Source organism: Streptomyces sp. NPDC002643, assembly GCF_053592555.1.
This window is the reverse complement of the sequence record NZ_JBSFVY010000055.1, coordinates 1-17522: the sequence shown is the minus strand read 5'-3', so window position 1 is coordinate 17522 and position 17522 is coordinate 1. Positions and strand designations below refer to the sequence as shown.

Below are 17522 nucleotides of genomic sequence, written 5' to 3'. Positions count from 1 at the left end.
TTCATCGGCGCCGGGCGCCGCCCCTGCCTCCCACGCTCACCGGCGCCAGGCGCTGCCGCCGTCTCCCACGCTCACCGGCGCCTCACCGCCCCGCGCCGGCTCGCGCTGGTCGGCGCCGATCAGCGCCCGGACCTCGAAGTCCTCGTACACGGCGGCCTCCTGCGGGGGACCGAGACGGGAGCCGAGCCAGCCCAGCAGGAAGCCCACCGGGATCGAGACGATGCCCGGGTTCTGCAGCGGGAACCACGCGAAGTCGGCATGCGGGTAGACCGAGTCGGGCGTGGAGGACACGACCGGCGAGAACAGCACGAGCAGCACCGAGGAGGCGAGGCCGCCGTACAGGCTGAGCAGGGCGCCCCGGGCGGTGAAGCCGCGCCAGAACAGGCTGTAGACGATGGCCGGCAGGATGGCGGACGCGGCGATCGCGAACGCCAGGAACGCCAGGGTGGCGGTGTTGTTGCCCCAGGCCAGCAGGGCGAACATCATGCCGAGGACGCCCATGCCGACGGCGGCGATCCGGGCCACGCCCAGTTCCTCCGTCTCCTTGGCCCTGCCCTTGCGGATGACCTCGCCGTAGAGGTCGTGGGCGACGGAGGAGGCCGCGGCGAGGGTGAGACCGGCCGCCACGGCGAGCAGGGTCACGAAGGCCAGCGCGGAGACGATCGCGGTGAGGAACTCGCCGCCCAGCTCGCTGGAGAGGAGCAGTACGGCCGCGTCGCCCTTGTGGTCGATGTCCTGGATGGTCCCCCGGCCCACCACGGCGGTGGCGCCGAGCCCCACGAATCCGGCCATCAGACAGACGAACGCGACCAGCCCGGTCGCCCACACCACGGAGGCCCGCAGCACCCGGGTCTGCCGGGGCGCGAGGATGCGCATCATGACGTGCGGGAGCGCGGCGAGGCCGAGCACGATGGCCAGTTGCAGACTGAAGAAGTCGATCTTGCTGATGGGTCCGGCCCCGTAGCGCAGACCGGGTTCGAGGTACGCGGCGCCCAGGCCACTGCCTTCGGTGGCGGATGCCAGCAGTCCGTCGATGTTCCAGTTGAAGCGGTTCAACACCATCACGGCGACCACGGAGATGCCCGCGACGAGCATGACCGCCTTGACGATCTGGATGAAGGTGGCGCCCGGCATACCGCCGATCGCGGCGTAGATGGTGACGATGGAGCCGATGATGATCACGATCATCAGGCGGGCGGTCGGGCCGGGTTCACCGACGAACTGGGTCATCAGCGCGATGCTGCCGACCAGTTGGGCCACCAGGTACAGGGTGCACACGGTGAGCGTGCAGATGGCCAGCGCCAGCCGTACCGGCCGCTGCTTCAGCGGAAGCCGCCGGGCCAGGGTGTCGCCGAGCGTGAACCTGCCCGAGTTGCGCAGGGGTTCGGCGATCAGCAGCAGCACCATCATCCAGGCGACGACCGTGCCGCCCAGATAAAGCAGACCGTCGTAGCCGGTCAGGGCGACCAGGCCGGTGCTGCCGAGCAGCGTCGCGGCCGAGAGGTAGTCGCCGCACATCGCGAGGCCGTTGCGCAGCGGCGACATATCGCGGTTGCCGAGGTAGAACTCGCTGATCTCGTCGCGCTGGGGGGCGGTCAGCAGCGCCGTGAACAGGGTGATCACGACGACGGTCAGGAACAGCACGAACGTCAGCCGCAGACCGAAGGCGTCGGCCACGCTCGCGGACATCGTGACCATCGGACAAGGAGTCGTCACCACGTGCGGAACCGCCGTCCGGCCGGGACACGACGCCGCTGCTCGGCGTCACGGTCCTCCAGCTGGGCCCGGAGCCGGCGCGCGACCGGATCGACGTTCTTGCGCATGTGCCGGACATACAGCCACGCGGTCACGCCCATGACGGCGAACTGGGCCAGACCGAGCGTCAGCCCGATCGTCAGATGTCCGATCAGCCGGTGATTCATCACGGCCGGTACGAAACTCGACAGAAGCACGTACAGCAGGAATCCACCGACCGAGAGCGCGGTCGACCAGGCGCCGAAACGGCGATATGCGGCACTTATTGAACGGAATTCAGGGTGTGCGTGTACGGTCTGGAGGTTCGCTGTGCGTCCCTTGCCGGGAGTGGGGGAGAACGGATCACCTCCCGCGTCGGGCGGGGGAGGAAACGGGACGGAACTGTCGTACCGTGCCGTGTAGTTGGACACAATGCACCCTCTTCGCTGCTTTATGTCTCTCACACTCGGTTCTGACCGGTCGCGGATTGATCCCAGGGGAATTCGACCGGCGCGGGATCAACCCGCTGTGCGGAAACTGTGGGGGAGAAGGGGGAGTATGTCAGTGCGGCTATTGAAGTATCAACCGCCTTGTGGAGATGGATTGTGTGGATGTTTTGAGGGTGGCCGACATTCATCGCACAGCTTTTAGCTGAGCATTGTTCGGGTTTTCCTGGGTCAGATCCGGCGGCCGCGCACCCTCCGGGCGGTCACGCCCAGCGATGCCCCCAGTCGGGCCCGGTGCGCGCCCACTCCCGCTCCCATTCGGCCAGCCGATGCCGGATGGCGATACGGCGCACCGTGAAGTGCGCGACCAGCACGAGGGCCACGACACCGCCCGTGGCGCAGGTCCCCATGGACAGCGCGTGCTGCCAGACGGCGGTCTCGGTGGGCGGAGCCGGGACGCTGCGGCCGGACGCGTCCAGCCAGACATCGGCGCGATCGCCGCGCTTCGTGCCCGCCGGCACCTGCGCCTCGCCGGTCCGGGAGCCTCCGTCGGGCTCGGTCCAGCGGGCCCGCACCCAGTGCAGGGGCTGCTTGTCGCCGTGCGCCGACGGCACCGCGGCCGGGGCGTTCTCGACGACCACGGCGCTCACCAGATCACGCTGCGCCCGCTCCGCCGCCGCGTGCGCCCGCGCGTCCCCGTGCGCCCAGACGCCCACCGCGACACCGGTCGCCGGAGCGACGAAGACCAGCAGGAACACGACGACCAGCACCGTCCACGCCTCGACGACGTCCGAGCGTCGGCGCAGCTCATTACGGCGCCACCGCCACCCGAACACCTGGCCCTGCATCTCGCCCTCCCTCACCGGCGCGGTCCTCCGTTACGAGAACCCCGGTTAGGACTGGTCCGCACTTCCGGTGTACCCGAAAGAGGCGCCGATGGCATGGTTTGGGCCAGAAATTATGGAAACGGGGCCCGGGGCGAGGGGCTGAGCGAGCGGGGATGAGCGGGTGGTGGGTGGCTGGGGGAGGGAGTGGTCAGCCGAAACGTTCGATGCGGATGTGATCCACCGGCTGGCCCGCCTCGACCAGCAGACGTGAGGCGTGCTCGGCGAAGGCGTTCGAGCCGCAGACATACGCCTCCCAGCCGCTCGGCGGAGCCTCGGCCAGCAGTGGGGCCACATGCGCCGCCGACAGCCGGCCCACCGGCACTCCCTCGGGCGCGGCACGCGTGAAGACGGGCGTGGTCTCCTCGCCGTACTCCTCCGCGTAGATCAGCTCCTCGGGCGTCCGCGCGGACACCAGCAGCCGCAGTGGTACGTCGAGGCCGCGCGCCCGGTGGTGGCGGAGCATCGACATCAGCGGTACGACACCGGAACCGGCCCCGAGCAGCAGCGCGGGCCGGTCCCCGGGCCAGGCGAAGAAGCCGCTGAGCGGCCCGCGCACCTCCACCTGGTCCCCGGGCCGTGCCTCCGTGTGGAACCAGCCGGAGACCTCGCCGCCCTCCACATGGTCCAGGGTCAGCTCGATGTGCCCGGTGTCGTCGGGCGGGGACGCGAGCGAGTAGTGACGCTGGGCGGTGTAGCCGTCGCGGGCGGTCAGCCGCAGCATCAGATGCTGGCCCGGCAGATGTCCGGCCCACCCCGGCACCGCGAACCGGAACGTGGCCACCCGCGCCGTCTCCCGCCGTATCCCCGTCAGCGTCGCCGTTTGCCAGAGCGCCGCCGCCCGATCGCTCACCGCGATCCGCCCGGGCACGGCGAAGCGGGTGGGCGGAGTAAACCGCGTGGGCGGGGTGAAGGTCGTCTCAGTCACCGGAGTACCGCTGCTCCTCCCACGGGTTGCCCCGCGCGTGATAGCCGTTCCGCTCCCAGAAGCCGGGCTCGTCGTGGTCGAGGAGATGGAGGCCGGCGATCCACTTGGCGCTCTTCCAGAAGTACAGATGCGGCACCAGCAGCCGCGCCGGGCCGCCGTGCTCGGCGGGCAGCGGATCGCCGTCGTACTCCCAGGCGATCCACGCCCGTCCGCCGGTGAGGTCGGCGAGCGGCAGGTTCGTGGTGTAGCCGCTGTGCGCGTACGCGACCGCGTGCGTGGCCGAGGCGTCGGGCCGGACCACGTCGAGGAACGCGTCCAGCGGGACACCCCCGAACCGCACCCCGAACTTGGACCAGCCGGTCACACAGTGGATGTCGCCCTCGTACACCGACTGCGGCAGCGTGTGCGCCTCGTCCCAGTCCCAGGTGCGGGGCTCCGCCACCAGACCGTCGATCCGGAACGTCCAGTCGGCGGGCGCGAGATCGGGCGTGACCTCGGCGGACAGCACGGGCCAGTCGTCGCCCGCGTCGTACTGACCGGGCGGCAGCCCCGGATCGTCGACGCGGGAGCGGCCGGTGAAGCCTCGGGTGACGTTCAAATGCGGGTCCCACGGGGTGGCTGAGTGGCTGAGTGCCGATGGATGGCTGAGGTGGATCGCTGAGTCGTACAACCGTACGTGTTCGGGGAGGGTGGTCCGACCCTCGGGGGCCCTGGGGCAGACGCTGATCATTGCCGCCGTATGAAGTCTTCGGCGCCCCGGGAATACGGGCCCCGTGATCTTCCTTGCCTGGAATGCCGGCCCCGGTGACAGCGAAGGAGAGTGGGAGAGCGGATGCCCGAGTACATGAGTGACGGCACGGACGGAGTCAGGGGCTCGGACATCACAGGCGGCCTTGAGCGTGCGCCGCACGCGCCCGAGGGCGTGCCGCACGTGCTCGACAACCCCGCCCTCGCCTCCCTCACCGGACCGCACGCCCCCTTCGCCGAAGGGCGGGGCCGGGTGCTGCGCTACCAGGTGGACGTGTCGCCGTGGCTGGCGCTGCCCGACGAACCCGACGCCGACGACTGGGCGGACCTGGCGGCGCTGGTGGGCCCGGGTGCGGAGGTGGCGGTCCCGGCGTACGGCGGGAGCTTCCCGGCCGACTGGGAGACGATCTTCGACATGGCCGGCGTCCAACTCGTCGACGACGGGATCGCCGCCGCACCGGACGACGAGGCCGTACGGCTGGGCCCCGCCGACGTACCCGAGATGCTGGACCTGGTGGCCCGCACCCAGCCCGGCCCCTTCCTCCCGCGCACCGTCGAACTCGGCACCTACCTGGGCATACGCAGGCACGGTGCGCTGATCGCGATGGCCGGCGAACGGCTGCACCCGCCGGGCTGGACCGAGATCAGCGCGGTCTGCACGGACCCGGCCTTCCGCGGCCAGGGCCTCGGCACCCGCCTCGTCCACGCCGTCGCCCACGGCATCCGGGAGCGTGGCGAGACCCCCTTCCTGCACGCCTCCGCCGCCAACACGAACGCCATCCGCCTCTATGAGTCCCTCGGCTTCCGTCTCCGCCGTACCACCCGCTTCGTGGGGGCCCGTGTCCCCGTGACCGCGCCCGGGGCGGGCGTGGCGCCGGGGCGTGCCCTTGAGGGGGCGTCATGACCATGGGGTAGGGTGACCGGGCCAGTCGTCACGTCGGCCGAGGAGGTGGGACCCATTACCGCTGTGTCAGGTCGGGTGCTCTCACCTCAACGCGGCGCGGTGCACTGCCGATAGGCCACCGCGGGAGCGCCCTTCGGCCCACCGAAAGGCTCTCGGCTCTCATGCCATCCCCTCTTTCCACCACCTCCGTCGTCACGGCACTGCGCGCCGCCGGCTGCGTCTTCGCCGAGGACGAGGCGGAGTTGATCCTCACCACCGCCCGCACTCCCGACGAGGCCGCCGCCATGGTCGACCGGCGCGTCGCGGGCCTGCCCCTCGAACTCGTCCTCGGCTGGGCCGAGTTCGCGGGTCTGCGCATCACCGTCGAACCCGGGGTGTTCGTCCCCCGCCGCCGCACCGAGTTCCTGGTCGAACAGGCCCTCGCCGCGGTGCCCGCCGCCTCCGTCGTCGTGGACCTGTGCTGCGGCTCGGGCGCGGTGGGCGCCGCCCTGGCCGCGTCGCTCTCCGAAGGCGGCCGCCGACTCGAACTGCACGCCGCCGACGTCGACCCGGCGGCGGTCCGCTGCGCACGCCGCAACCTCGCGCCCTACGGCGGCCACGCGTACGAGGGCGACCTGTTCGCCGCCCTCCCCGCCGATCTGCGGGGCCGCGTCGACATCCTCGCCGCGAACGTGCCGTACGTCCCCACCGGTGAGATCGGCCTCCTCCCGTCGGAGGCCCGCGACCACGAACCCCTCGTCGCACTCGACGGCGGCACGGACGGCCTGGACATCCTCCGCCGAGTCGCCACCGAGGCCGTCGGCTGGCTCGCCCCCGCCGGCCACCTCCTGATCGAGACGAGCGAACACCAACTCCCGTTGGCCTTGGACGCCTTCCGCGCGGCGGGCTTGGCGGCACGGTCGGCGACTTCGGCCGAGATGTACGCCCAGGTTGTCCTGGGAACCAGAGCCCCGTAAGGGGCGGGGAACTGCGCGATCAACCACACACAACCCGCAGTCGCCCGATCACCGAACCCCCCGAGCTCTTGAGCGCACCCTCCCCCTCCATTCTGCAACTAGTTGCATAAACCCCCACCCGTCGTCTAAAACAAGAAAGACCCAGCCACCCACGGAGGCCCCCATGAGCCGTTACCCCCACCTTCTGAGCCCCCTAGACCTGGGCTTCACCACCCTCCCCAACCGCGTACTCATGGGCTCCATGCACGTGGGCCTCGAAGAGGCCCCCCACGGCTTCGAACGGATGGCCGCGTTCTACGCGGCCCGCGCCCGCGGCGGCGTAGGCCTGATCGTCACCGGCGGCATCGCCCCCAACGACGCCGGCCGCCCCTACGAGGGCGGCGCCAAGCTCACCACCGACGCCGAGGCGGAGCAGCACCGCGCGATCACCGACGCCGTGCACCGCGAGGGCGGCCGGATCGCGATGCAGATCCTGCACTTCGGCCGGTACGCCTACCACCGCGACCTGGTCGCACCGAGCGCGCTGCAGGCACCCATCAGCCCGTTCGTCCCGCACGAACTCACCGACGCCGAGGTCGAGCGGACCATCGACGACTACGCGAACGCGGCCCGCCTCGCCCGGCACGCCGGGTACGACGGCGTCGAGATCATGGGCTCCGAGGGCTATCTGATCAACGAGTTCATCGCGGCCGGCACCAACCACCGCACCGACCGCTGGGGCGGCCCGTACGAGAACCGCATGCGTTTCCCCGTCGAGATCGTGCGCCGGGTCAGGGAGGTCGTCGGCGAGGACTTCATCATCGTCTACCGGCTGTCGATGCTGGACCTCGTCCCGGGCGGCTCCACGTTCGACGAGGTCGTCACCCTCGCCAAGGCCGTCGAGGCGGCCGGGGCGACGATCATCAACACCGGCATCGGCTGGCACGAGGCCCGTATCCCCACCATCGCGACCTCCGTCCCGCGCGGTGCCTACACCTGGGTCACGAAGAAGCTGATGGGCGCCGTGTCCGTCCCGCTCGTGACGACCAACCGCATCAACACCCCAGAGCTGGCCGAGCAGTTGATCGCCGACGGCCACGCCGACATGGTGTCCATGGCCCGGCCGATGCTCGCCGACCCGGAGTTCGTCAACAAGGCCGCGGCGGGCACGCCCGACGCCATCAACACCTGCATCGGCTGCAACCAGGCCTGCCTCGACCACACCTTCAACCTCCAGATCACCTCCTGCCTGGTCAATCCGCGCGCCTGCCACGAGACCGAACTCGTGCTCTCCCCGACCCGGCTGCGCAAACGCGTCGCCGTCGTCGGCGCGGGCCCGGCCGGTCTCGCCTGCGCGGTCAGCGCCGCCGAACGCGGCCACGAGATCACCCTCTTCGACGCCGCCCACGAGATCGGCGGCCAGCTCAACGTGGCCCGCCGGGTCCCCGGCAAGCAGGAGTTCGACGAGACCCTGCGCTACTTCCGCCACCAACTCGACGCGCACGGCGTGGACGTACGGCTGAACACGCGCGTCGCCGCCGACGATCTCGCCGAGTACGACGAGGTCGTGGTCGCCACCGGGGTCACCCCGCGCACCCCCGACCTCCCGGGCGTCGACCACCCGAAGGTCGTCGGCTACCTCGATGTGCTGCGCGACGGCGCCCCCGTCGGCGACCGCGTCGCGATCCTCGGCGCCGGGGGCATCGGCTTCGACGTCGCCGAGTACCTCACCGACGGAGGGGACAAGGCGAGCGAGGACCCGGCCGTCTACTTCCGGCAGTGGGGCGTCGACATGGACTACCGCGCGGCCGGTGGTCTCGCCGCCCCGGAGCGGTCCGCCCCGCCGCGCTCGGTCCACCTCCTCCAGCGCAAGACCTCCAAGGTCGGCGCCGGACTCGGCAAGACCACCGGCTGGATTCACCGCACCGAACTCAAGCACCGGGGCGTCACCATGGTCCCCGGCGTCCAGTACGACCTCATCGACGACGCCGGGCTGCATGTCACCGTGGACGGCGTCCGCCAGGTCCTGGAGGTCGACACGATCGTCCTGTGCACCGGGCAGGAACCGCGCCGCGATCTCTACGACGCCCTCGTCGCCGCCGGACGCTCCGCCCACCTCATCGGCGGCGCCGACGTCGCCGCCGAACTGGACGCCAAGCGGGCCATCAAACAGGGCACCGAGCTGGCGGCGGCCCTGTGACGGCCTTCCTAGGATGAGTCCATGTCACTCCCGCACGCGATCCTCACCGCCCTGCTCGAAAAGCCGTCGTCGGGCTTGGAGCTGACCCGGCGGTTCGACAGGTCGATCGGCTACTTCTGGTCGGCCACGCACCAGCAGATCTATCGCGAGCTGGGAAAACTGGAGAGCGAGGGCCTCATCCGCGCCCTGCCCTCCGAACGGCCGGCCCGGGGCCAGAAGAAGAGCTACGAGGTCCTGCCGGCCGGCCGCGAGGAACTGGCCCGCTGGACCTCCACACCCCAGGACCCCAAGCCGTGGCGCGACGCCCTCTTCGTACGGCTGCGCGCGGCGGCCGTGGTCGGCACCACCGGCCTGCGGGACGATCTCGGCCGCCATCTCGCCCTGCACCAGCGGCAGTTGACCGAGTACGAGGAGATCGAGAAGCGGGACTTCGGGCCCGGTCACGACTCGCCGCAGGACCGGCTCCAGCATCTGATCCTGCGCGCCGGCATCGACCTGGAGACCTTCTGGACCCAGTGGCTGACCAACGCCCTGGAGGAGTTCGAGAGCCTGCCGGACGAGGGAGGGGGGACCTGACCCCCTCCCTCACAGCCGGTGCGGCTTCGCCCGGCGGCGCAGGTACCAGCCCGCCGCCACCGTGCCGACGGCCACCAGCGCGCCGCCGCCCACCAGGGTGAGGGTGCCGTAATCCTCGGAGCTGCCGCCGAGTCCACCCATGACGCCCTGTGCGGGCGAGGTGGGTGAGGCGGTCGTCGTCGTGGAGATGGTGGGGGTGGCGGCGGTGACGATGATCGACTGAGTGCCCGCCGTGGTGCCGTCCCGGCACACCACGATCACGGTGTACGTACCGGGGGAGACGTTCGTCCAGGACGCGGACTGGGTGGTGCTGGTGCCGGTGAGTGTGACCTGCCGCCCCTGGGAGAAGTTGGCCTGCCCGCTGGAGAGCAGCGAGGCGTTGCCGAACACGCCGTTGACGCTGGTGCGGCAGTCGCTGGTGTTGACGGTGACGTTGGAGCCCGTGGTGCTCACCGAGATGCCCGAGGGGACGGCGGTGGCCGACGACGCGGTCAGGGCGATGGGCAGGGCGGCGGCGGCCACGGTCAGGCCGGAGCGGAGAAGGAGTCGAGACATACGCATGGGTGTGCCCTCCGGCGGCACGGTTGGCGGTACATCCCTTGCGCCGCCGAGGATCGGGGAACCCCGTGCTGCCTCAGGCCGAGCCAACGTGCCCCACGCCCCGCCCGCATGCGGACCGCCCCCGGGCAGGTGACGGATTCCGCCGAGCGGGGGACGGCACACGCCGGCGTCGGCTCCGGGGCCGCGCGCGTCGGACGGAGTCCTCGGCTCTCAGGGCCCGCGTGCGTCCAGCGGCGGCCTCCGGGCTCAGGACCGTGTCCGTCGGGTGGCGATCTCGGGACTGCGTCCGTCGGGTGGCGATCTCAGGGCCGCGTGGTCACCGTCCGCTCCGCCGAGAACCCTCCCCACGTCCCGTCCGGCAGCTTCGCCCTGATCCGCACCCGGTACGACACCCCGCTCTCCCGGCCCGCGTAGAAGCTGTACGTGGCCCGGCCCTCGGGCGGCGTCCCACCCCACACGAGGGTCGTCGCCGGGCGTCCGTCCAACTGGATCTCGTACTCCGTGATCACTCCGTCGGCCCGCGGCGGTAGCCAGGAGAGGACGAGGGAGTACGCCCCGTCGTCGTCGCGCGCCGAGACGCGGAAGTCGGTGGGCGCCGTGCCCCGTCCGTCGTCCGTGCCGGGGGCGGTGAGGAGCCGTAGCGGCTCGCTCACGGGGGAGACGTTGTCCGCCGCGTCCCGCGCCCGCACGGTGAAGGAGTACCGGGTACCCGGCCGTAATCCGGTGACCACGGCCGCCGTCTGCTCACCGCCGACGCTGTGGATCTTCGTATCGCCCTGGAGGATGTCGTACGACACCACGTCCCCGTCGTCCGTCGACCGCCCCCAGGACAGCTGAACCGCCCTGCTCCCGACCGGCTTTCCAGCGAGGCGGGCGGGCCGTGTCGGGGCCCGGCGGTCGATGGCCCCGGCGGCCGGTGTCGTGGCCCGCGCCTTCGCGCCGGGCGGACCGAGATCACCGGCGGTGCCTCGGGCCCGGACCGTGAAGACGTAGGTGGTGGACGGCCGCAGCCGGGTGATGTCCGCCATGTGCTCGTCGCGCGGCACGTCCTTGACCTTCGTACGGCCCCGATACACCTCGTATCCGGCGATCTCCGACTCTCCCGACACCTGGTTCCACATGACATGGACGCTGGTCGCGCTGCCCGCGGTGGCGGTGACGCCCAAAGGTGCCGGCGGCGGGCGGCGACCGGGGCTCTCGTCCATGGCGCAGGAAGGGATGAGGAGCAGGGAAGTGCAGAGCAGCGCGGCACGGAGCACCGGCGCGAACGCCGGGATCGGTGTCGTTCTCGGTGTCGGCGGTGTCGTTCTGGGCGGCGGTGTCGGTTTCGGCGGGGTGGGGCGGCGTCGCATGATCCGGCCTCCGGTGTGTCGAGCGGCGGCGGGATTGGTCTGTACCTATCCCCATGTATGACACGGCTGACGCGGTCACATCAAGAGGGTGGGTCCGGGAGACCTGGTCGGCCGCGCGGGTGGCCGCTCGGTTCACGTCACGGCGTCCCGCTACGTATGCTGGTGGTCCGAAACGGTGCGAACTGGCTTTCCTACCAGGTGAGTTCGTGCTGTATGGCGCGGGCCGCTGTCGTCGCCGAACCCGCGCCGACGAGCGCGGCCGAGTGGCCGGGACCGAGGCAGGCCCGGTCTCTCGGCCGCGCGCACGCCCGTTGACGCCGTGCACCGTCCGGCCCCCTCCCGGTGGCCGACCTCTCCGCCCCGCACCACCTTGGGTGAGTGATCGTCAATGTCGCCCAGGAGAGGGTTGCTTATCGTGCGCGTCCGCTCCCTGACGCTGGCTGTTGTCGGCGCCGCTCTGATGGCCCCCGTCGCCCTGCCCGCCCTGGCCCACCAAGGTCCCATAGGCGGACGCGAAGGTGACGCCGTGACAGCCGCCGAACTGCTGGAGCGGGTGCGCGGCTGTGTACGGGTCTCACGGGGGCTCTACCGCAGCGACGCGGCGAAGCCCGCGGCGATCCCCGTCTGCGGAGTGGACGGCGCGGTGCACTGGAAGGCCGACATGGACATCGACTGCGACGGCCGGCCGAGCCCTCGCTGCAATCGCCGCGCCGACCCGTGGTTCCAGCCGTCGACCTCCTTCCAGCAGTCCGACGGCCGTCAGCTGCGCTCCGAGACACTGCCGTTCATCGTCGTCCCCGCCCCGAGCCGGATCTGGGACTACCGGCGCCACGGCATCACCGGCGGCTCCCTCGCCGTCGTCGTCTACGAGGGCCGCGTCCAGTACGCCGTCGTCGGCGACACCGGTCCGCAGGGCGTCATCGGCGAGGCCTCCTACGCCACCGCCGAGGCCCTCGGCATCCGCCCCGACCCACGTCGCGGCGGCACCGACTCCGGTGTCACCTACATCGTCTTCGAGAAGTCCCGTGTATCGCCCATCGAGGACCGGGGGGCGACGGTGAAACAGGGGGAGGCGCTGGCACGGCAGTTGGTGGGCGGATGGTGAGCCGTCCGTCCCGGGCCCACCGTGCCCGTGCCCGTGCCCGTGCCCGTGCCCGTGTCCGTGCCCGTGCCCGTGTCCGTGCCCGTGTCCGTGCCCGTGTCCGTGCCCGTGTCCGTGCCCGTGTCCGTGCCCGTGCCCGTGCCCGTGCCCGTGACCGTGCCCGTGTGCGCCTGAGCGCCGAACCCGAACCCGGGGCCTGCCACCTGACGAGGAGGCAGGCCCCGGAGTGGTGTGAAGGGGGAGGCGAGCGGTGTGGGTGTGGGTGGCTGGGCGGGGTGGAGCGGGGTCTGAGCCGTGCGGCTCGGTCGGCTGGGCGAGACCCCTGCCCGGCCGAGCGCGTCACTCCTTCCGATACGTGTACGCCTCGGCAGCCGCCGCAGCCACCGCCGTCAGGTCCGCCCCCGTGGAGGCGGTGACGACGGCGGCGACGGCGCCATCGACGAACGGCGCGTCGACCAGACGGGTGTCGTCGGGGAGTTCGTCGCCCTCGGCGAGCAGCGCCTTCACGGTGAGGACGGCGCTGCCGAGGTCGGTGAGCACCGCGACCCCCGCGCCCCGGTCCACGGCCGCGGCGGCCGCGGTGATCAGTTCGGCGCTGGTGCCGAGGCCGCCGTCCTCGGTGCCGCCCGCCGGGGCGACGGGCACCGTCGCGCCCGCCCCCGCGAGCCCCTTCGCCAACTCGGCGACCGAGGCGGCGACGGCGGCGCTGTGCGAGACCAGCACGATGCCGACCAGCTTCTCGTCGCCCGCCTTCTCCTCCACCTTCGTCTCGTCAGGCATCGGCGGCCTCCGAAGCCCCCTCGCCCTCGCCCTTGCCCTCGGCCCCGCCCCCGGCCCCGGCGGTGTCGGCGAGCGCCGCGATCAGCAGTGCGGCGGAGGTCGCGCCGGGGTCCTGATGGCCGATGCTCCGCTCGCCCAGATAGCTGGCCCTGCCCTTGCGGGCCTGCAACGGCGTGGTCGCGAGGGCGCCCTCCTCGGCGGCCGAGCGCGCCGACCGCCGGGACCAGCGCGTCGATCATGGTCTTGTCGCCGGGCGCGGCACCACCCAGCGCCATCACCGCGTCCACACCGGCCCGCAACGCGTCCGCGAGCTGACCCTCGCTCACCTCGGCCGCCTCGCCGAGCGCCTTGCCGGTGCGGCGCAGCAAGGTGCCGTACAGGGGGCCGGACGCGCCGCCGACGGTCGAGATCAGCTGCCGTCCGGCGAGTACGAGGACGGCGCCGGGCGTCTCGGGCGTCTCCTTCTCCAAGACGGTCATCACGGCGGTGAACCCGCGACGCAGATTGCTGCCGTGGTCGGCGTCCCCGATGGGCGAGTCGAGCGCCGTGAGCCGCTCGGCCTCGCGCTCCACGGAGGCTGCGGCCGCCGCCATCCAGCGACGGAAGAAGTCGGCGTCGAGCACGGAATCTCCTTGCGTGGTACGAGAATTGACTGACAGTGGTCGCCCCCGCCGGAGGCGTCGGTGGGACCGGACCGGACCGGCGCGGTCGGCGCGGCCGATGCGCGGCTGATGCGCGGCCGACGCACGGCTCACATTCCCCAGCGCAGTCCCGGGGTCTTCACCGGCGCGTCGTACAGCCGCAGCACTTCCTCGTCGATCTGGCAGAGCGTCACCGAGGCGCCGGACATGTCGAGGGAGGTGACGTAGTTGCCGACGAGGTTGCGGGCGACGGCGACGCCGCGCTCGGTGAGGGCGCGCTGGACCTCCGCGTTGAAGCCGTACAGCTCCAGCAGCGGGGTGGCACCCATGCCGTTGACGAGCAGCAGGACGGGGTTGTGGGGGTCCATGTCCTCCAGGATGGCGTTGACCGCGAAGTCGGCGATCTCGCCGGACGTCATCATCGCGCGCCGCTCCCGCCCCGGCTCCCCGTGGATGCCGATGCCCAACTCCAGTTCCCCGGCGGGGAGATCGAAGGTGGGGCTGCCCTTGGCGGGGGTGGTGCAGGCGGACAGGGCGACGCCGAAGCTGCGGGAGTTCTCGTTGACCTGCCGGGCCAGGGCCTCGACCCGCTCCAGGGGCTGTCCCTCCTCGGCGGCGGCGCCCGCGATCTTCTCCACGAACAGGGTGGCGCCGGTACCGCGCCGGCCGGCGGTGTAGAGGCTGTCGGTCACGGCCACGTCGTCGTTGACGAGGACCTTGGCGACCTGGATGCCCTCGTCCTCGGCGAGTTCGGCCGCCATGTCGAAGTTCAGTACGTCGCCGGTGTAGTTCTTGATGATGAACAGCACCCCGGCGCCGCTGTCCACGGCCGCGGCGGCTCGTACCATCTGGTCCGGCACGGGGGAGGTGAACACCTCACCGGGACAGGCCGCCGACAGCATGCCGGGCCCCACGAAACCACCGTGCAACGGCTCATGCCCCGAACCACCACCGGAGACGAGCCCCACCTTCCCGGCGACGGGCGCGTCCCGCCGTACGATCACCCGGTTCTCGACATCCACGATCAACTCGGGATGAGCGGCCGCCATACCCCGCAACGCATCCGCGACGACGGTCTCCGCGACGTTGATCAACATCTTCATGGGTGTCTCCTATAGAGCTATCAGACAAGCGGCTGACTTGCGTTTTTGCAGGTCAGTGCGCATTGGGTGATTTTTGAACTCGGCGGTTGGTGGCGGTCGTGGGCGGGCTCCGGCGGTACTGATGCTGACTCAATGCCGACTTTGATGACGGGGCGTCAGGTGTCAAGGGCGGTCGGACACTGGTCGGCGCGGTCGCATCTGCTGGAAGTATCGACCTTGCGGCAGCGAAGGTCACGTGCGTGGGCGCTCATGAGCCTGCCAGGGTGCCCGAGGCTCCCTGCCAGTTGGGCCATGGGCCGGTCCAGAGCGAAAGGGCGACGCGTGCGCGCGACCGACCTGGAGCGGCAATGATGGGGAGGGGGACTCTGTTATGAAGCTCAGGAAGAGAATGCTCGAATCGCTGGGCCACCTGGTGTGCGGAAGCCTCGGCTCCGACGATGCGGGCAACGCGTCGGGACCGAAAGTACTTCCCTTACCGACCCAGCAAGTACATCACCGAGTTCTTCGCTGAGCTCGGCACGGACGGGGTGCACGACGGCTCGACGCGGCACCGTTGGGCGGCCGACGCTCTTGAAGCGATGCCGGCTGAGCCGCACGACGGTCCTTCGCGACCGCCGGAGTCCTTCTCCCGGCTGATCGACTATCCGATGAGTCCTGCTGACGCCCTCAATGAGGGGTCTGACCGGCGAAATGCGCTTCGGCAACCCAACCAGTACTTGCCCGGGAAGGCTTCGAGGCCTTCAACTCTGGTGACGGGCACTGCTATTAGGTCAAGGCGCTTGAGTATGGCAAAGACATCTGGATGCGCCACGCGCTGCCCACGCGTCACTTCCGGCAAGCGCTCATGATGCTCGCTCACGAGATTATTGTCGACCCCGAAAACCAACCGAAGAGTGCTTGTCGACCACGCCTTCATCGTGGCCGGCAGCGAAATCACCATGACGGCGCGAAACTGGCTGGGGAAGGAATTGGACGCGTCGAAGCGTAGCCAGATCCTGTTCATGGACCGGGATGACATCCTGAACCAGTACGTCGCGACGAATTTGCGCCTGCCAGACGACGGTCCGTCTCACGCGCCCGTTGTCAGCCCTCTCGGCAGTTCCAGCGAAGGGCCGTTCCAAGGCGCTGTCAGCAGGTTCTTCGTCTGCTGGTGGTACAACATTCATGGAGCTGTGACTCGCGGAGAGGTGCTGCACTTCAGGCGCTCATGGGAGAGCGAAGGCCGGCTCGCGGTTGTGGCGAGCCCGGATTGGCGGCGTGGCGGTCGCCTGGGGGCGAGGGGATCGCTATCGCCGTCCTTGGGCGCGTGCAGTGATCCGCGCAGGTTCCGCGCAGGTTCCGCGCGAGTGTGGGTGAGACCGAGAACGGCAGTGTGGCGTCGTGCCTGGGTAAGGGCGACGTACAGGGATCGATGTTCTTCGCCTTCGAGGACGAGGCTGCTGTACATCGGGTGGGTTGGGGGGTGGGGGGGCAGATGGCTGCGCCTGCCTGGCATACAGGCCGAGCGACATCAGGCGCGACGAGTGGGTGGGATGACCAAGTCGGCCAAGAGGTACGAGCCGTTCTGGGGGAGCGTCCGGGAGGCGGAGGCGCAGGGTCGTCCGGTGATGCATGTCGTTAAGGTCGGCAAGTTCATCATGCAGGCGTCCAGGGACATCGAGCTGGCCACGCTGTTCGCGGAACACCAGGTCTTCGACCAGGATGAGGTCGGCGAGTTCGACTGGGTGCCGGACGAGTTCGAGGTGCTGCATCTTCGGTTCAAGAACACGCGGACCGGGGTGTGGGAGTCCACCATCCAGTCCATCTCGACGGTGCCGGCGCTGCCGGAGGCGCCGAAGTGAGTGAGCCGCAGGTCGATTGCGTGCGATGGCGGTGTGGCTGGTGGCGGGGGGTTCGGGGACATCGGCGCGTCGAAGGACCTGGCACCAACGGCCACTCCTGCCGTCACAGTTCCGGTCTACGTCAACGCTGGCCTCATTGAAGAACTGGAGCAGAAGCAGGGCCAGACCACCTGGAGTCTCGACAAGCTGTTGCAGTTGCCGCGCGAACTGAACGACTGTTACGCGGAAGATCACGTCTATGCCTGCCACGCACTAGTAAGGGCAGTCATCGACCATGTCCCGCCGATTCTTGCTGCCAACTCCTTTGAGTCGGCGGTCAGCAACTACAAGTGGACCGGACCGACAAGAAGTACATGGCACGGTTGCTGGAATTCAAGAACCAGGCGGATGATGTACTTCACCGGCAGATCCGCCATAGCAAGGACGTCATCGCCATGCACGACCTGTTGCCCTTCGGGGCTTATTTCAACGCCCTGCTACGGGAGTGCATCGGCAAGTTGTAGTGGCCAGCGCAAAATGGATTGTGGGAGGAGGCGGCATGGCGGTAAAGGCAAAGCTAAGTCTTGTCCCGTAAATGATTTACGGCGTGCTGGCTGACCTGCTCGTCTTCTCGGTCACCCGGTGGGGGCGAGGTTGTGCAGGCGGGCGATGCCGAGCATGGCGTGGTGGACGCGGTCGCCTTGTGCAACACCCTTTAGTACTGCAGCCGCAGTTGGTGTGACGGTTGGTCTGGCTGCTCGTTGAAGTGGGCATGGGTGGGGACGTCACGGTTGATGAGGTGCACCGCT

The 17522-nt window shown here is 70.2% G+C and carries 17 protein-coding genes and 1 pseudogene; 7 read left to right on the top strand and 11 right to left on the bottom strand.

What is annotated here, in order from left to right; genetic code table 11:
* Positions 1-36: 36 nt before the first annotated feature.
* From ACWD4G_RS43185 to ACWD4G_RS43165, 5 genes are all read right to left on the bottom strand, one after another.
* Entirely contained in the window at positions 37-1698 is a 1662-nt protein-coding gene (locus ACWD4G_RS43185) for a solute symporter family protein (RefSeq protein ID WP_451303779.1), read from the bottom strand.
* Positions 1699-1712: 14 nt separating this feature from the next.
* Entirely contained in the window at positions 1713-2165 is a 453-nt protein-coding gene (locus ACWD4G_RS43180; protein ID WP_451303777.1) for a DUF485 domain-containing protein, read from the bottom strand.
* A gap of 278 nt (positions 2166-2443) precedes the next feature.
* Positions 2444-3028 (bottom strand): Rv1733c family protein, encoded by a 585-nt coding sequence (locus ACWD4G_RS43175; protein ID WP_451303775.1) that lies wholly within the window; start codon positions 3026-3028, stop codon positions 2444-2446.
* 187 nt (positions 3029-3215) lie between these two features.
* Positions 3216-3992 carry a ferredoxin reductase gene (locus ACWD4G_RS43170; RefSeq protein WP_451303773.1) on the bottom strand — a complete coding sequence of 259 codons (777 nt, stop codon included), beginning with the start codon at positions 3990-3992 and terminating at the stop codon, positions 3216-3218.
* Positions 3985-4590 carry a sulfite oxidase-like oxidoreductase gene (locus tag ACWD4G_RS43165; protein WP_451303771.1) on the bottom strand — a complete coding sequence of 202 codons (606 nt, stop codon included), beginning with the start codon at positions 4588-4590 and terminating at the stop codon, positions 3985-3987. Before ACWD4G_RS43165 ends, ACWD4G_RS43170 begins: the two co-directional genes overlap by 8 nt.
* Before the next feature lie 234 nt (positions 4591-4824).
* Here ACWD4G_RS43165 and ACWD4G_RS43160 point away from each other — a divergent pair, with 234 nt between their 5' ends.
* From ACWD4G_RS43160 to ACWD4G_RS43145, 4 genes are all read left to right on the top strand, one after another.
* Positions 4825-5643, top strand: coding sequence for a GNAT family N-acetyltransferase (locus tag ACWD4G_RS43160; protein ID WP_451303769.1), 819 nt, complete (start codon positions 4825-4827; stop codon positions 5641-5643).
* 161 nt (positions 5644-5804) lie between these two features.
* A complete protein-coding gene (locus tag ACWD4G_RS43155; protein ID WP_451303767.1) occupies positions 5805-6599 on the top strand; it encodes a putative protein N(5)-glutamine methyltransferase in 795 nt (264 codons plus the stop codon).
* A gap of 163 nt (positions 6600-6762) precedes the next feature.
* The gene (locus tag ACWD4G_RS43150; protein WP_451303765.1) at positions 6763-8778 is read left to right on the top strand and encodes an oxidoreductase; all 2016 of its coding nucleotides are present in this window, start codon (positions 6763-6765) and stop codon (positions 8776-8778) included.
* 21 nt (positions 8779-8799) lie between these two features.
* Positions 8800-9354 carry a PadR family transcriptional regulator gene (locus ACWD4G_RS43145; protein ID WP_451303763.1) on the top strand — a complete coding sequence of 185 codons (555 nt, stop codon included), beginning with the start codon at positions 8800-8802 and terminating at the stop codon, positions 9352-9354.
* A gap of 9 nt (positions 9355-9363) precedes the next feature.
* Here the strand turns inward: ACWD4G_RS43145 and ACWD4G_RS43140 are convergent, their stop codons facing one another.
* Both ACWD4G_RS43140 and ACWD4G_RS43135 read right to left on the bottom strand, forming a co-directional pair.
* Positions 9364-9915: a hypothetical protein gene (locus ACWD4G_RS43140; protein ID WP_451303761.1), complete on the bottom strand. Its 552-nt coding sequence runs from the start codon at positions 9913-9915 to the stop codon at positions 9364-9366.
* 302 nt (positions 9916-10217) lie between these two features.
* Positions 10218-11120 carry a fibronectin type III domain-containing protein gene (locus tag ACWD4G_RS43135; RefSeq protein ID WP_451303759.1) on the bottom strand — a complete coding sequence of 301 codons (903 nt, stop codon included), beginning with the start codon at positions 11118-11120 and terminating at the stop codon, positions 10218-10220.
* A 562-nt stretch (positions 11121-11682) separates the two neighbouring features.
* On the opposite strand from ACWD4G_RS43135, the gene ACWD4G_RS43130 reads away from it, so the two are divergent.
* The gene (locus tag ACWD4G_RS43130; protein WP_451303757.1) at positions 11683-12372 is read left to right on the top strand and encodes a glycoside hydrolase family 75 protein; all 690 of its coding nucleotides are present in this window, start codon (positions 11683-11685) and stop codon (positions 12370-12372) included.
* A gap of 336 nt (positions 12373-12708) precedes the next feature.
* Here ACWD4G_RS43130 and ACWD4G_RS43125 read toward each other — a convergent pair whose 3' ends face one another.
* The 4 genes and pseudogenes from ACWD4G_RS43125 to ACWD4G_RS43110 all read right to left on the bottom strand — a co-directional run bounded on the left by ACWD4G_RS43125 (position 12709) and on the right by ACWD4G_RS43110 (position 15896).
* Positions 12709-13149, bottom strand: coding sequence for a PTS-dependent dihydroxyacetone kinase phosphotransferase subunit DhaM (locus ACWD4G_RS43125; RefSeq protein WP_451303755.1), 441 nt, complete (start codon positions 13147-13149; stop codon positions 12709-12711).
* Positions 13142-13772, bottom strand: a pseudogene (gene dhaL / locus ACWD4G_RS43120) (dihydroxyacetone kinase subunit DhaL). The gene ACWD4G_RS43125 and the pseudogene dhaL overlap by 8 nt, the downstream one beginning before the upstream one ends.
* Before the next feature lie 128 nt (positions 13773-13900).
* Entirely contained in the window at positions 13901-14893 is a 993-nt protein-coding gene (gene dhaK / locus ACWD4G_RS43115) for a dihydroxyacetone kinase subunit DhaK (RefSeq protein WP_451303754.1), read from the bottom strand.
* 640 nt (positions 14894-15533) lie between these two features.
* Positions 15534-15896: a hypothetical protein gene (locus ACWD4G_RS43110; RefSeq protein ID WP_451303752.1), complete on the bottom strand. Its 363-nt coding sequence runs from the start codon at positions 15894-15896 to the stop codon at positions 15534-15536.
* Between the two features lie 529 nt (positions 15897-16425).
* On the opposite strand from ACWD4G_RS43110, the gene ACWD4G_RS43105 reads away from it, so the two are divergent.
* Together ACWD4G_RS43105 and ACWD4G_RS43100 are read left to right on the top strand one after the other, a co-directional pair.
* Positions 16426-16734, top strand: a complete 309-nt coding sequence (locus tag ACWD4G_RS43105) for a hypothetical protein (protein ID WP_451303750.1) — start codon at positions 16426-16428, stop codon at positions 16732-16734.
* A 329-nt stretch (positions 16735-17063) separates the two neighbouring features.
* On the top strand, positions 17064-17237 hold the full coding sequence (locus tag ACWD4G_RS43100) for a hypothetical protein (protein WP_451303748.1): 174 nt from the start codon (positions 17064-17066) through the stop codon (positions 17235-17237).
* Positions 17238-17522 lie beyond the last annotated feature (285 nt).